1 protein-coding gene is annotated in these 17,788 nt (G+C 65.9%); it reads right to left on the reverse strand.

Annotated features, from left to right (window positions below; genetic code table 11):
* Positions 1-17,752, reverse strand: a 17,752-nt coding sequence (locus ACZI8W_RS18355; protein ID WP_463369947.1) for a non-ribosomal peptide synthase/polyketide synthase, incomplete at its 3' end; no start/stop codon positions are given.
* Between the last annotated feature and the right edge of the window lie 36 nt (positions 17,753-17,788).

Consider the following 17,788-nt stretch of genomic DNA (forward strand, 5'->3'; position numbering starts at 1 on the left):
ACAACGGCACCTCATCGAGCACCACGATCGCCGACGGCACCATATGCGGCGGCAACGACCGAGCCACGAACTCCGTCAACCCCGCCACATCCACAGTCCGGCCCGCCGCAGGCAACACATACGACACCAACACCGTCGCACCCGACGCCGTGGAACGACCGAGAGTGGTGGCCCAATTGACGGTCTCGTGTGCGGAGAGCACGGCGTCGATCTCGCCGAGTTCGATACGGAAGCCGCGCACCTTCACCTGGAAGTCGCTGCGCCCCACGAACTCGAGTTCGAGCCGATCTTCGACCGCACGCCACCGCACCACATCACCTGTGCGGTACATGCGATCGCCGGCTTCGCCGTACGGATTCGGAACGAACCGCTCGGCTGTGAGGGTGTTGCGTCGGTGGTACCCGCGCGCAAGTGCTCGACCGGCCACGTAGAGTTCACCGGCCATACCGGCCGCTACCGGCCGCAAGCGTGAATCGAGCACCAGAGTGGTCATGCCGACGATGGGCTCACCGATCGTGATCGGACGCTCCGGCACCATCTGCCCGAAGGTGGAGACGATCGTGGCTTCGGTGGGCCCGTACGCGTTGACGTAGGTCGTGCGCTTCGACCACTCCGACAACAGTTCCGGCGTCGTGACGTCGCCACCGACCGACAGCACTTCGAAGCTGTCGACCCCGTCGGACTCCATCGTCCCGAGCACCGCCGGAGTGATGATTGTGTGGGTCACCCGTTCGGTGCGCAGCAACTCCGCGAGATCGGGGCCACCGATGATCGTCGACGGCACGACGACCAACGTGGCACCGAACGAGAAAGCAGCCATCCACTCGAGCACCGACGGGTCGAAGCTCGGCGAACAGATCTGCAGGAAGCGCGATTCGGAGGTCACGCCGTACAGGTCGGTGACCATGTCCTTCAGGCCGGCGAGACCCGAGTGGGTGACGACGACACCCTTCGGCTGCCCTGTCGAACCCGAGGTGTAGATCAGGTAGGCGGGCTGGTGCACGTGAGTGGGCCGCACGCGGTCCGCATCGCTGATCGGTGTGGACGCACGAACGTCGACCTTCGCAATGAAGTCGGGGTCGTCGAGGAGGAGCCATTCCGCATCGCCGGGCAGACCGGTGGCGTGCTGCGACGAGGTGATACCCAGTGCTGCACCGGAATCGGACAGCATGTACCGCACGCGCTCGGCGGGGTAGGTCGGGTCCACCGGCACGTGTGCGGCGCCGGTCTTCGCGACGGCCATGACGGTGACCGCCATCTCGTACGAACGCGGGAAGGAGACGGCGACGAAGTCCTCGGCCCCGATTCCCCGTTCGATGAGCACCCGGGCGAGCTTCGACGACGTCTCGTCGATCTCGCGGTAGGTGATCGACCGCCCCTCGTAACGGACCGCGGTGGCGTCGGGATCCATCGTCACACCGATGGTGAGGAAGTCCGCGAGGGTCCTCGGCTCGGTCAGGATGTCGTGCCCACGCATGCGGGTGAGCTGCGCGAACTCCTCGTCGCCGAGCAGCGGTAGATCACCGACCGGCGTCGCGGATCCCGCGACGATACCGTTCACGAGTCGCGTGAACCTCTCGGCGAACAGCTCGACCGTGTTGTGGTCGAACAGCGCGCTCGCGTACGAGAACTCCGCGGACAGTCCGCCCGGATCACCGGCGGTGTCGACGTGTTCGCGCACGGTCAGCCCGAGGTCGAACTTCGCGATGTCGAGCTCGAACGGCACCCCGGACACACTCAGTCCGGGCAGTTCGAGGGTGGTCTCCGGCATGTTCTCGAACGACAGCACCACCTGGAACAGCGGGTGCCGTGCGGTGGACCGCTCGGGGTTGAGCACCTCCACGAGGCGCTCGAACGGAATGTCGGCGTGCGCGAACGCCTCGAGGTCCGCAGTGCGCACCTGCGCGAGCAGGTCCTCGAAACCGTCACCCGCATCGACGCGGCTGCGCAAGACCAGGGTGTTGACGAACATGCCGATCAGGTCGTCGAGCTCCGATTCGCCACGACCCGCGATCGGCGTACCGATCGTGATGTCGTCGGAGTCGGACATCCGCGCGAGGAACACGGCCAACGCCGTGTGCAGCACCATGAACATCGTCGTGCCGGTCCGGCGTGCCAGCGCGGCAAGCGCACCGTGTGTGGACGCGTCGAGTGTGAACTCGACCTTGCCACCGGTGAACGACTGCACCGACGGCCGCGGACGATCCATCGGCAAGTTGAGCTCGTCCGGGACACCCGCGAGGGTGCGTTTCCAATAGTCCGCCTGCGCCGAGAGCACACTCTGCGGATCGTCCTCGGATCCGAGCACTGCGCGCTGCCACAGCGCGAAGTCCGCGTACTGCACGGGCAGTGGAGCCCAGCTCGGAGCGGAACCGGCGGCACGGGACACGTAGGCGGTCATGACGTCACGCGTGAGCGGCGCCATAGACCAGCCGTCGGCGCTGATGTGATGGGCCACGAACACCAGTACATGGTCCGCAGCACGTCCCCCGTCGGTGGGCTCGCCCCTGCCGTCCGACAGCGCGAACAGTGCGACACGCAACGGAATCTCGGAGGTGACGTCGAACCCGGCCGAGACGATCTCACCGACCCGCGCGAGGAGGGTGTCCTCGCTCACGGACTCAGCGATGACCTCGGGTGCGGCGTCGGCCACGGGCGCGATCTGCTGGAAGGGATGCCCGTCGACCTCGGGGTAGATCGTGCGCAACACCTCGTGCCGCGCCAGCACATCCCGAACCGCTGCCTGCAACGCATCCACATCGAGCTCACCCGTCAAACGCACAGCAACCGGAATGTTGTTGGCCGACGAATCGGTGTCGAAGCGGTTGAGGAACCACATGCGCTGCTGTGCCAGCGACAGCGGCACCCGATTCGGGCGCGGCTGCGGCACCAGTGGCGCCCTCGACTCGGTGTCTGCGTGCTGCTCGGCGGCGACAGCGAGCGCACCGACATTCGGGGCGTCGAACACGACCCGGACGGGTACGCGGGTACCCAGCGCGGCACCGATGCGTGAGACCACCTGCGTTGCGAGCAGCGAGTTGCCACCGAGTTCGAAGAAGTCGTCATCGACTCCGACCCGAGAGACGCCGAGCACATCCGCGAACACACCCGCGACGATCTCTTCGACCGGCGTACGCGGCGCCCGGAACTCGCGGATCTCGAACACCGGCTCCGGCAACGCCTTCCGGTCCAACTTACCGTTCACATTCAACGGCAACCCGTCGAGCACCATGAACGCGGAGGGCACCATGTACGACGGGAGCCGGGAGCCCAGCATGGTCTTCAGCTCGGCCGTATCGAGTTCCACGCCCGACTTCGGCACCACGTACGCCACCAACTGCGAACCGGTGCGCTCGTCCGCACGCGCGATCACCGCAACCTCGCGGAGGTCGTCCTGCTCCCGCAACGCCGACTCGATCTCACCGAGCTCGATCCGGAAACCGCGAACCTTCACCTGGAAGTCGGTCCGCGACAGGTAGTCCAATTCGCCCTGCGCCGTCCATCTCACGAGGTCGCCGGTGCGGTACAGCCGCTCCCCCGACCCGAAGGGCGACGCCACGAAACGCTCCGCGGTCAGATCCACCCGACCGTGATAGCCCCGTGCCAACTGTGCGCCCGCCAGATACAGCTCACCCGGTACACCCACCGGCACCGGATGCAGCCGCTCATCGAGCACATACGTCCGCGTGTTCCACTCGGGCACACCGATCGACACCGACGCACCCGCCAGCTCGGCCACCTCACCTGCGGTCACCGAGACCGCAGCCTCGGTCGGACCGTACAGATTCACGAGCCGAGCTGTGTTGTGCTCCACGAAGCGCTCCGCCGTCGCCACCGGCAGCGCCTCACCGATGGCGAGGATGCGGCGCAGCGACCCGGCCAGCCGGCCGTCGCCGTCGATCATCAACGCTTCGAGCATCGACGGCACCACATGCAACGTCGTCACAGCGTGCTCGCCGATCAGCGCATTCAGATATGCCGGGTCACGATGACCGTCCGGCGAGGCGATCACCACGCGGCCACCGGAGACCAGCGCCGACCAGAACTCCCACACCGACAGGTCGAACGTCGCGACCGTCTTGAGCAGCACCGCATCGTCGGCGCCGAGACCGAAGTACTCGCGCTTCCACAGCATCTGGTTCACGATCGCCGAATGCGGTACCGCCACGCCCTTCGGCCGGCCGGTCGAACCCGACGTGAAGATCACGTACGCGGTGTTCGACGACCGCAGCGGTGCACGCCTATCGGCGTCTGTCACCGGCGCTGCCGAGAACCCCGACAGGTCCGCAGCATCCACCAGAACGGTGGAGGCAGGCCTCTCCCCGGGTACGACGAACTCGTCGCGCTCGGTCGTCAGGACCACCGCGGGCGCGGCAGCCTCCATGATGAACGCGTTGCGCTCGTCCGGCTGATCCGGATCCACCGGCACATAGACGCCACCGGCCTTCGCCACGGCATACATGCCCACCAACAGCTCGACCGAGCGACGTACGGCCAGCACCACCGTCGTCTCGGGCTCGACTCCCATCGAGATCAGCTTCCGCGCAAGCCGGTTGACGCGAGCATCGAACTCGCCGTAGGTCACCGAGTCGAACTCGCCGTCGGCCACCGAGTCGAACTCGCCGTCGGCCACAGCGCCGCCGCCGAACACCAGTGCTGCGGCGTTCGGGTCGCGCCGCACCTGCTCGTCGAACAGATCTACGAGTGTGGCCGCGCCGTCGACGCTGCGCACGGTGTCGTTCCACTCTCCGAGCACCCGCGTCTTCTCCACCGAGTCGAGCAGCGGTAGGTCGCCGACCGGCATCGCCGCATCGGTGACCACGGCGCCGAGAACCCGTGTGAGCCGCTCGGTGAAAGCTCTCACCGTCGACTCGTCGAACAGGTCTGTCGCATAGGTGAAGAAGCCGGTGATGCCGACGGCTCGTCCTTCGGCGTCGTACCGGTCGGTGACGATCAGGTGCAGATCGAACTGCGAAATCGCCATGTCGGCGTCGATTCCCGAGATCGTGAGCCCGGGCAGTTCGAGCGACGACTGGGCGAGATTCTGGAACGACAGGCCCACCTGGAACAGCGGGTGTCGGGCCGTCGAACGAGTCGGGTTGAGGACCTCGACGAGGCGCTCGAACGGCACGTCGGCATTCGCGAACGCGCCCAGATCCGTCTCGCGGGTCTGCTCGAGCAATTCGGTGAAGCTCGCCTGGCCATCCACATGGGTGCGGAACACCAGGGTATTGGCGAACATGCCGATCAGGTCGTCGAGTTCACGCTCGGCGCGACCCGCGATCGGAGTACCGATCGCGATGTCGTCGCTCGCCGACATCCGTGCGAGGAAGACCGCGAATGCGGTGTGCAGCACCATGAACAGCGTCGTGTTCGTCTGCCGGCCGAGATCGGTCAGACGCTGGTGCAGGTCGGCATCGACAGTGAAGTCGACCCGTGCACCGTGGAACGACTGCGCTGCGGGGCGCGGGCGATCGGTCGGAAGATCCAGCTGATCCGGGAGTCCTGCGAGGGCCTGCTTCCAATAGCCGACCTGCTTGGATGCGATCGAGTCGGGATCGTCCTCCGAACCGAGCACCGCTCGCTGCCACACGGCGTAGTCCGCGTACTGCACTGGAAGTGCCTCCCACGTGGGAACACCCCCGTCGGAGCGCGCAACGTACGCCTGCATCAGGTCGCGCGTCAACGGTCCCATCGACGAGCCGTCCGCGGAGATGTGGTGGACGACGAACGCGAGCACGTAGTCGGTATCTCCGACCTGGAAGAGTTTCGCAGTGAGCGGTACCTCATCGGTGACGTCGAACGTGGTGGCTCCCACTGCGGTCACCGCGTCGATGATCTCGTGCTCGGACACACTCACCGGGTGCAGATCCGGGGTGACATCAGTGGCCGGGACGATCACCTGGATCGGGCCGTCGGCGGTCTCCGGGTAGTAGGTGCGCAGAGACTCATGGCGCGTGACGACGTCGGCTACAGCTGCCTGCAGCGCATCCACGTCGAGATCGCCACTCAGCCGAATGGCCATCGGCACGTTGTAGGCGGCCGTGTCGGTGTCGAAGCGGTTGAGGAACCACATGCGTTGCTGAGCGGGCGAGAGCGGGATCCGGTCGGGCCGGTGACCGGCTTCGAGCGGCACGCGGATCTCTGTGTCCTGCGACTCGACCACCGCGGCAAGCGCCTCGACCGTCGGTGTTTCGAACAGGGCGCGCACCGGGACCTTCGTGCCGAGCGCGAAGCTCAACCGCGACGCCACCTGGGTTGCGAGCAGCGAGTTGCCACCGAGCGCGAAGAAGTCGTCGTCCAGACCCACCCGCTCGATCCCGAGCACCTCGGCGAACACCGCCGCCACCGACTCCTCCACCGGCGACACCGGCACACGGAACTCACGAACCTCGAACACCGGATCCGGCAGAGCCTTCCGATCCAACTTACCGTTCACATTCAACGGCAACGCCCCGAGCACCACGAACGCCGACGGCACCATGTACGACGGCACACGCCCACCGAGCGCAACCTTCAACTCCGCCACATCGAGTTCCACACCCGACCCCGGCACCACATACGCCACCAACTGCGCACCCGCGCGCTCATCCACACGAGCAACCACCGCCACGTCACGGACACCGCCCACACCACGCAACGCCGACTCGATCTCACCGAGCTCGATCCGGAAACCACGCACCTTCACCTGGAAGTCCGTACGCCCCACATAATCCAACGCACCATCAGCAGTGAACCTCACGAGATCACCCGTGCGATACAACCGCTCCCCCACCGCAAACGGCGACGCCACGAAACGATCCGCAGTCAGATCCACCCGACCGTGATAACCCCGCGCCAACTGCACACCCGCCAGATACAACTCACCCGCAACCCCCACCGGCACCGGATGCAACCGCTCATCGAGCACATACACACGGGTATTCCACTCCGGCACACCGATCGACACCGACGCACCCGACACCTCGGCCACCTCACCGGCCGTCACCGACACCGCAGCCTCGGTCGGACCGTACAAGTTCACCAACCGCGCATCGTTCGACGCCACGAACCGCCGCGCCGTCGACGCCGGCAACGCCTCACCGATCGCCAGCACCCGACGCAACGACCGAGGCAACACCCCCGACGACTCCACCAGCAACGCCTCGAGCATCGACGGCACCACATGCAACGTCGTCACAGCCTGCTCGGCGATCAACGCATTCAGATACGCCGGATCACGATGCCCATCCGGCGAGGCGATCACCACACGACCACCGGAGACCAGCGCCGACCAGAACTCCCACACCGACAAATCGAACGTCGCAGCCGTCTTGAGCAACACCGCATCGTCCACGCCGAGACCGAAATGATCACGCTTCCACAGCATCTGGTTCACGACCGCCGCGTGCGGCACCGCCACACCCTTCGGCCTGCCCGTCGAACCCGACGTGAAGATCACATACGCGGTATGCGCCGACCACAGCGGCGCACGCCTATCGGCGTCTGTCACCGGCGCATCCGAGACAGTGGACAGATCGACCACATCGATACTCACGGTGGGAACAGTCTCTTCCCGCACGGACGTGAACTCGTCGCGTTCGGTCGTCAACACCACCGTTGGATGCGCCGAATCGACGATGTACGTGTTGCGATCGACCGGCTGATCCGGGTCCACCGGCACGTACGCACCGCCGGCCTTCGACACCGCATACATTCCCACGAGCAGCTCGACCGACCTGCGCATTGCGAGCACGACCGTCGAATCCGGCGTCACACCGAGGCCGATGAGATGCCGGGCCAAGCGATTGACGCGGGCGTCGAACTCGCCGTAGGTCAGCAGCTCGCCCTCGGACACCACCGCGGTCTCGTCCGGGTTGCGGCGGACCTGCTCGTCGAACAGATCCACCAGCGTCGCAGAATCATTGACCGCGTGTGCGGTGTCGTTCCAGGCGTCGAGCGTCCGGGTCTTCTCGGACGAATCCAGCAGTTCGATGTCGCCCACCGGGATCGTCGGATCCTCGACGACCGCTTCGAGGACTCGCACGAAACGATGTGCGAAGCCGTCGACCGTGGATTCGTCGAACAAGTCCGTCGCATAGGTGAAGGTGGCGTCGATCCGTCCTGGGGCGCCGTCGTCGTCGTAGTGATCGAAGACGGTGAGCTGCAGATCGGTCTTGGCGAGCTGCAGTTCGAAGTCGGTCGAGCGGACCGTCAGTCCGGGCAGTTCGAGCTCTGTACGCGCCAGGTTCTGGAACGACAGGCCCACCTGGAACAGTGGGTTGCGGGCGGTGGAACGGACCGGGTTGAGTACCTCGACGAGACGCTCGAACGGAACATCTGCGTTCGCGAATGCACCGAGATCCGTCTCGCGGGTCTGCTCGAGCAGCTCGGCGAAACTCGTACTGCCGTCGACCCGAGTGCGGAACACCAGTGTGTTGACGAACATGCCGATCAGGTCGTCGAGCTCACGCTCGCCGCGGCCTGCAATGGGGGTACCGATCGCGATGTCATCGGTCCCCGACAACCGCGCCAGCAACGTCGCGAATGCGGCGTTGACCACCATGAACAGGGTGGCGTTCTTCGAGCGCGCGAGCCCCTGCAGCCGGCCGTGGAGTTCGGGGGCGAGGGTGAACTGCAGGGATTCACCGCGGAAGCTCTGGCTCGGCGGACGCGGACGATCCGACGGCAGATCGAGCTGATCGGGCAGGCCGTCCAGCGCACGCTTCCAGTAGTCGACCTGCTTTGCGGCGAGCGACTCGGGGTCGTCTTCCGAACCGAGAATCTCGCGCTGCCACAGCGCGTAGTCCGCGTACTGCACGGGGAGGGGTTCCCACCCGGGTGCCTCACCCTGCGACCGTGCCGCGTAGGCACGCATGAGGTCGCGGGTCAGTGGACCGACCGATGCTCCGTCGGCCGACACGTGATGCACCACGAGCGCGAGGATGTGCTCGTCCTCGCGTACCCGGAAGATTCGGACCGAAACCGGAACCTGTTGCGTCACATCGAACGTAGTGGACATGAAGGCGACGATGGCGGGTTCGAGCTCGTCTTCGGCTACATCCTGGATCGCGAGATCCGGCTGCACCCGATCCATCGGGATCACGACCTGGTGCGGTCCGCCCGGTGAATCCGGGTACACCGTCCGCAACGATTCGTGGCGTGCGATCACATCGAACGCTGCGGAGTGCAGTGCCGCGGCATCCAGTTCGCCGAGGAGACGCACCGCGATCGGGATGTTGTCGACTGCAGACGACGCGGTGTCGAACTGGTTGAGGAACCAGTAGCGCTGCTGGGCGAGAGACAGCGGGATCTGTTCGGGCCGCTCGGTGGCCACCAACGGATGTCGGGGGCCGGCCGCATCACCGTGTTCCAGACGAGCCGCAAGCCCCTCGACCGTCGACGCTTCGAACAGCATGCGCAGTGGCACCGTCGAGTCCAGTGCCGCACCGATCCGCGACACGATCTGTGTCGCGATGAGCGAGTTACCGCCGAGCGCGAAGAAGTCGTCCTCGAGGCCGACACGATCGAGACCGAGGACCTCGGCGAACACGCTTGCGACGACCTCTTCGATCGCCGTGGTGGGCGCCCTGAACTTCTTGACCTCGTACACCGGGTCCGGGAGGGCCTTGCGGTCGAGTTTGCCGGACGCGCCGAGAGGAAGCGCGTCGAGCACGATGTACGTGGCGGGCACCATGTATGCGGGCAGTAGCGACGACAGTTCCCTGCTGACGGCAGTGTCGTCGAAGGTACGCCCTGCGGCGGGCACCGCATACGCGACGAGCTGGTCCTGACGGACCAGCACGACCGCCTGATCCACGTCGTCCCGTTCGAGCAGCGCCGATTCGATCTCACCGAGCTCGATGCGCAGACCGCGCAGCTTGACCTGGAAATCTGTGCGGCCGATGTACTCGAGTTCGCCGTCGGCACCCCACTTGACCAGGTCGCCTGTGCGGTACAGCCGCACGCTCGATCCGAAGGGCGATGCGACGAACCGTTCGGCCGTGAGATCCGGTCGACGGACGTAACCTCGGGCTAGCTGGACACCCGACAGATACAGCTCACCCGCAACACCGAGGGGAACCGGTCGCAGCCGGTCGTCGAGGACGAACACCTTCGTGTTCCAGACGGGAGCACCGATCGGCACAGCGACGGTATCCGAGTCGGTCACCTCGTGGTAGGTCACATCGACGGCGGCCTCGGTCGGACCGTAGAGGTTGTGGATCCCCACACCGGGCAGCGTCGACCGGACCCGCGCGGCAAGTGCCGCCGGAAGCGCTTCACCGGATGCGAAGAGGTACCGCAGAGCCGACAGCTCCGACACCGCGGGTTCAGCCGCGAACACCGAGAGCATCGACGGCACGAAGTGCGCCACCGACACCGACTTCTCACGCATCGTCGTCACCAGGTAACGCGGATCACGATGGCCATCAGGTACAGCGATCACCAGACGTGCACCATTCTGCAAGGGCCAGAAGAACTCCCACACCGACACGTCGAACGTGAAGGGGGTCTTCTGGAACACCACGTCCTCTGGTGTGAGCTCGTATTCAGCCTGCATCCAGCGCAAGCGGTTCACGATGGCTTCGTGGGTGACGGCCACACCCTTCGGCCGGCCGGTCGACCCGGACGTGAAGATCACGTAGGCGGTATCGGATGCACGTAGCGACGCGGTGCGTTCCGAGTCCGTGAGTGGTCCGGACGCTACCGCCGAGAGATCCACCGAGTCGATCGATACTACCGGGACAGAGTTCGCGCCTCCCCGAGCATCGAATCCGTCACGTTCGGTGGACAACACCAGCACCGGTGCCGCGACCTCGAGGATGTAGGCAGTACGGTCGGCGGGCTGGTCGGGATCGAGAGGCACATACGCACCGCCTGCCTCGACGATGGCGTACATGCCGACCAGAAGGTCTATCGAGCGCCGGATAGCCAGACCCACATGGGATTCCGGCCCCACACCGAGCCCGGTCAGGTGACGCGCAAGACGATGCACGCGTTCGGCGAACTGCCCGTATGTCAGTGCTTCGCCCTCGAACTCGAGAGCGATGGCGTCCGGCGTGCGGAGCACACGGGCCTCGAACAGATCGACGAGCGTCGACGAGTCATCCGACGGACGGTCGGTGTCGTTCCACTGCTCGACCATCCGAATGCGCTCAGCACCGGCGAGCAGATCGATGTCGCCGACCGCGGTGGACGAATCCGTGACCGCGGCGTCGACGAATCGCACGAAACGATCCGCGATACCGGCGATGGTGGACTCGTCGAACAGATCGGTGGCGTAGGTCAGACCCACCGAGTACGCCGCCGAATCGTCCGCATCCGAGATCTCGGTGACGACGAATTGCAGGTCGAACTTAGCTGTGGCGGTGTCGATATCGATACCCGATACCGTGAGTTCCGGAAGTTCGACGTTGTCGGCCGCAAGATTCTGGAACGAGAGCATCACCTGGAACAGCGGATGCCGCGCCGTCGAACGCTCCGGATTCAGCACCTCCACGAGACGCTCGAACGGCACATCCGCGTGGCCGAACGCCTCCAGATCGCTACCGCGAACCCGCGAGAGCACCTCGTCGAACGACTCACCACCGTCGACGCGGGTCCGCAACACCAGCGTGTTGACGAACATGCCCACCACATCGTCGAGTGCGGCCTCGCCTCGCCCCGCGACCGGAGTACCGATCGCGACATCGTCGGTACCGGCCAACCGCGCCAGCACCACAGACAACGCGGCGTGCACGACCATGAACGGTGTCGCGGCGCGTTCACGGGCGAGGCGCTGGATTCCGTCGTGGATACGTGAGCCGACGGTGAACTCGTACTGGGCACCGCCGTTGCTGGCGAGGACGGGGCGCGGTCGGTCTGCAGGCAGATCCAGCTGCTCCGGGAGATCCGCGAGCGCCTCACGCCAGAACGCAACCTGCGACGAGACCACCGAGTCCGGATCGTCTTCCGACCCCAGCACCTCCCGCTGCCACAACGCGTAGTCCGCATACTGCACCGGCAGGGGTTCCCAGGCCGGTTCGCTGCCGGCAGCGCGCACCGAGTAGGCCGCGACGACGTCGCGCGTCAACGGGCCCATCGAAAAGCCGTCGGCGGCGATGTGGTGTACCACCAGGACAAGGACGTGCTCGGACGGTGCGAGCGCAAACAGCCGGACGCGGATCGGCACCGTCGTCGACACGTCGAAACCGGCCGAGATCAACGACTGAACATGCGTCACCAGGTCGAGTTCCGGGACTGTCACCGGCGACAGGTCGGGCACCACCTCCGACACCGGAAGCACCCGCTGGTACCCCACGCCGTCGACATCCGGATACACCGTCCGCAACGACTCGTGCCGACCCAGCACATCAGACACCGCAGCCTGCAACGCCCCCACATCCAACGACCCCGACAACCGGATCGCCACCGGAATGTTGTTCACCGCAGAATCCGGCTCGAACCGGTTCAGGAACCACATCCGCTGCTGCGCCAACGACAACGGCACCCACTCCGGACGCACCTGCGCCACCAGCGGAGCACGCCCGTCACCACCGGAGCGTTCCACACGAGCAGCGAGATCGCCGACGCCGGGGGCTTCGAACAATGAGCGAACCGGAACGGTGATCCCCAGTGCTGCACCGAGACGCGCCACCACCTGAGTGGCGATCAGCGAGTTACCTCCGAGTGCGAAGAAGTCGTCGTCGAGGCCCACGCGGTCGAGGTCGAGCACATCCTCGAAGACACCTGCGACGATCTCTTCGACCGGTGTCGTGGGAGCACGGAAGCGTCGGGTTTCGAAGACGGGTTCGGGCAGCACCTTCCGGTCGATCTTGCCGGAGCTGCCGAGCGGCATGGCGTCGAGCACGACGAAGGTCGTGGGGACCATGTACGCGGGCAACGCCGAGGACAGCGCCTCCTGCGCCGTCGCTTTGTCGAACGTGCTCCCATGTGCGGGAACGACATACGCGACCAGTTGTTCGTGCCGTACCTCGGCCGCCGCGTGGATCGCCGGAGTGTGTTCGAGGAGTGCCGCCTCGACTTCGCCGAGTTCGACGCGCAGACCACGCAGTTTGACCTGGAAGTCGGTGCGGCCCAGGTATTCGAGCTCACCGGTAGATGTCCACCGAACGCGATCGCCCGTCCGGTAGAGGCGCACGCCCCCGTCGAACGGTGAGGCCACGAAACGCTCGGCCGTCAGGTCCGGACGGCCGAAGTATCCGCGCGCAACCTGGATACCCGACAGATACAGTTCCCCCACGACACCCGCCGGAACGGGCGCGAGACGCTCGTCGAGGACATAGGCGCCGGTGTTCCACACCGGCGAACCCATGGGCACGGCTCCTGCGGTGAGGTCGCCCACCGGCCGCGCCGTGGCGTGCACGGTCGCCTCGGTGGGTCCGTACAAGTTGTGGAGTTCTGCACCGCTGACGCGCGCGAACTGCTCGGCAACCGAGACCGGGAAGGCTTCACCGGCCACGAGAACGACGCGGAGGGAATCGCATTCCTCCGCGGAAACCGCGCCGGCGAACACGGCGAGCATCGAGGGCACGAACGAGGTCGCCGTCACTGCCCGGTCGCGGATGACCCGTCCGAGGTAGGCGGGGTCGCGGTGGCCGTCGGGGGTGGCAATCACGAGGCGAGCGCCGACCGCCGGTGCGCCGAACAGTTCCCACACCGACACGTCGAACGTGAACGGTGTCTTCTGCAGCACGACATCGGCGGGTCCGAGGTCGTATTCGGAGGTCAGCCACAGCACCTGGTTGACCGCGGAGGCGTGCGAGACCGCGACACCCTTCGGCCGACCCGTCGACCCCGACGTGAACAACACATACGCCGCATTCCACGACCGCAACGACGCAACACGATCCACATCCGTCACCGCAGCATCGGAGAACCCCGCCACATCGAGCACATCCAACTCGACCACCGGAACAGACACACCCGGAACAACGAACCCGTCACGCCGAGTCGTCACCACCACCACCGGAGCAGCAGTCGCCAGAATGTACCCATTACGATCCGCCGGCTGATCCGGATCCACCGGCACATACGCACCACCGGCCTTGACGATCGCATACATCCCGACCAACAGATCCACCGACCGACGCACCGCCAGAGCCACCGTCGACTCCGGCCCCACACCCACCGACACCAAATAACGCGCAACCCGATTCACACGAGAATCGAACTCCGCAAACGTCAACGACTGCCCCTCGAACTCGAGCGCCACCGCATCCGGCGTCCGACGCACCTGCGCCTCGAACACATCCACCAACGTCAACGACGACTCGACCGCATGCGCAGTGTCGTTCCACCGCTCCAGCACCAGCAACCGCTCATCACCATCGAGCAGATCGATGTCGCCGACGCGCACCGTCGGATCCACCACGACCGTCTCGAGCACCCGCACGAAACGGTCGGCGAATGCCGTCATGGTGGACACGTCGAACAGGTCGGTTGCGTAGGTCAGGTCGACGAGATACCCGCCGGCAGCATCGTCCGACACGGTGACCTGCAGATCGAACTTGGCCACCGCAGCTTCGGTGTCGAGCGGCGACACGGTCAGGTCCGGGAGTTCGAGCGAGTCGGTGTCGAGGTTCTGGAACGCGAGCATCACCTGGAACAGCGGGTGTCGTGCAGTCGACCGCTCGGGATCGATCACCTCCACGAGGCGTTCGAACGGCACATCCGCGTGACCGAATGCCGCCAGGTCGTTGCCGCGAACCTGTGAGAGCACTCCATCGAACGACTCACCACCGTCGATGCGGGTCCGCAACACCAGGGTGTTGACGAACATGCCGATGACGTCGTCGAGTGCGGCCTCCCCGCGACCTGCCACCGGAGTGCCGATCGCGACATCGTCGGTGGCCGCCAACCGTGCGAGAAGCACCGACAACGCGGCGTGCACGACCATGAATTCGGTGGTGCCCGTGCGACGCGCCAGGTCGGCGATGTGGGCACGAAGATCGGAACCGATCGTGAACTGCTGCGCCGCACCTCGATACGACTCCACCAATGGGCGGGGACGGTCGGACGGCAGATCCAGCTGCTCCGGGACACCCTCGAGCGCCTCACGCCAGAACGCCACCTGCGACGAGACCACCGAGTCCGGATCGTCTTCCGACCCCAGCACCTCCCGCTGCCACAACGCGTAATCCGCATACTGCACCGGAAGCGGCTCCCACGCGGGCGCACTGCCCGCGGCGCGGGACGCGTAGGCGGTGACGACGTCGCGCGTGAGCGGCCCCATCGAGAAACCATCGGCCGCGATGTGATGCAGGACCAGGGCCAGGACGTGCTCGGAGGCGGACAGCTCGACGAGCTGCACGCGGACCGGCACCGAGGAAGTGACGTCGAATCCCGCCGACACGAGATCGGTGATCTTTTCGACGACACCCGATGGGTCGACCGTCACCGGCGCCAGATCGGGCACGACCTCCGACACCGGAAGCACCCGCTGGTACCCCACGCCGTCGACATCCGGATACACCGTCCGCAACGACTCGTGCCGACCCAGCACATCAGACACCGCAGCCTGCAACGCCCCCACATCCAACGACCCCGACAACCGGATCGCCACCGGAATGTTGTTCACCGCAGAATCCGGCTCGAACCGGTTCAGGAACCACATCCGCTGCTGCGCCAACGACAACGGCACCCACTCCGGACGCACCTGCGCCACCAGCGGAGCACGCCCGTCACCACCGGCGGCGATCTCAGTATCGATGAGGGCCGCCAATTCGGCGGCAGTGGGCGCGTCGAAGAACTCCCGGACGTCGATACGCACCTTGTGGTCGGCATTGATGCGCGCCACCACCCGGGTCGCACTCAGGGAATTTCCCCCGAGTTCGAAGAAGTCGTCGTCGACGCCGAGTGCATCGACCGAGAGCACCTGCTCGAACGCCGCAACGACAGCGTGTTCCGTCGGCGTGCTCGGTGCGCGGTATTCACGTGCGAGAGAGCTGAAGTCGGGCTCAGGAAGTGCTTTGCGGTCGAGCTTTCCACTTGCGCCGAGCGGAAACTCGTCCATCTCCACGAACAGTGACGGCACCATGTAGTCGGGCAGGCGGTGACGCACGGCGTCGGCGAGTTCGGTCCGTTCGATATGCCCGCCATCGGTGACGAGATAGGCCACGAGATGATCGCCCAGTCCGGGGTCGGAATGCACGACCACCACGGACTGCCGCACATCCGAATGATCGAGCAGTGCGGATTCGATCTCGCCGAGTTCGATGCGCAGACCTCGCAGTTTGACTTGGAAGTCGGTGCGGCCGATGTACACGAGGCGGCCGGCGTCGTCGAGTTCGACGAGGTCGCCGGTGCGGTACATCCGGTCGCCGGGCTCACCGAAGGGATCGGCGACGAACCGATCGGATGTGAGGTCGGGGCGACGGAGATAACCCCGCGCGAGCTGCACGCCTGCGAGATACAGCTCTCCCTCGACACCCGCGGGGACGGGTCGAAGACCTTCGTCGAGTACGTACAGCCCGGTGTCGGCGACCGCCGCACCGATCGGAACGACGGTGTTGTCGGCGGCGGTGGCGAAGTAGGTGACGTCGACCGCGGCCTCGGTCGGGCCGTAGAGGTTGTGTAGGCCGGCGGAGCTGATCTCGTAGAAGCGGGCGACCGTCTGCACCGGCAACGCTTCGCCGGATGCGAAGACGTAGCGCAGGGTGCTCACCGATGCGGCGGTGGGCTCGGCGAGATAGACCGCGAGCATCGACGGCACGAAGTGCGCGATGGTCACTCCCCGGTCGATCATCGTCCGGGCAAGGTAGGCGGGGTCGCGGTGCCCATCGGGGATCGCAATCGACAAGGTGGCGCCCACCTGCAGCGGCCAGAAGAACTCCCACACCGACACGTCGAACGTGAACGGCGTCTTCTGCAGCACGACGTCGTCGGCGCGCATCGCGTACTCGGACTGACGCCATGCGATGTTCGCGGTGATGGCACGGTGCTCGACCGCGACACCCTTGGGTCGGCCGGTCGAACCCGAGGTGAAGATGACGTAGGCGAGGTGCTGCGCGGTCAGTGCACCGGTCCGCTCATCCTCTCCGATCGGGTCGTCGCCGTATCCCGACGTATCGAGCGTGTCGATCGAGACGACCGGCACGGTTCCGGGTAGGTCGACAGCGTCGCGCGCGGTGGTGACCACTGCGACCGGTCCCGCCGTCTCGAGCACGTAGGCGCTGCGGTCAGCGGGATGATCCGGATCGAGGGGAACGTACGCGCCGCCAGCCTTGACGATGGCGTACATGCCGATGAGCAGGTCGAACGAACGACGGATCGACAAACCGACCCGGGTGTCCGGTCCGACGCCGAGAGTGATGAGGTGACGCGCGAGGCGGTTGGCGCGGGCATCGAACTCGCGGTAGGTGAGGCTCTCGCCCTCGAATTCGAGCGCGGTGGCGTCGGGAGTGGCAGCGACCTGCGCGTCGAAGAGGGCGACGAGCGTGTTCGGATCCGCAGTCGCGGGGGCCATCGCGTCGTCACCGAGGACTTCGGACGAGTCCGCGAGCAGGGTGTCGACAACCGCGGGGAGACCGTCGCCGCCGAGCAGGCCGGGTGCGATGTTGGACAGGACGACGGGAAGGAGCGCGTCGAATCCGAGGACTCCGCCCATCGCTGTGTCGAGCGTGGTGATCTCCTGCTGCAGCCCAGCGTAGGTGAGCTGCGTATCACCATCGGAGAGAGCGACGCGGTCCGGGTCGACGTCCACAACTGCGGCGAGCAACCGAGGAAGATCCTCGATCGTCAACGCCGGCTTGCCCGCCATACCACCCGTCATCTACGTCATCCTCCTGATATTGCTCATGCCCGGAGT

The sequence above is a fragment of the Rhodococcus ruitaii genome, assembly GCF_055230935.1.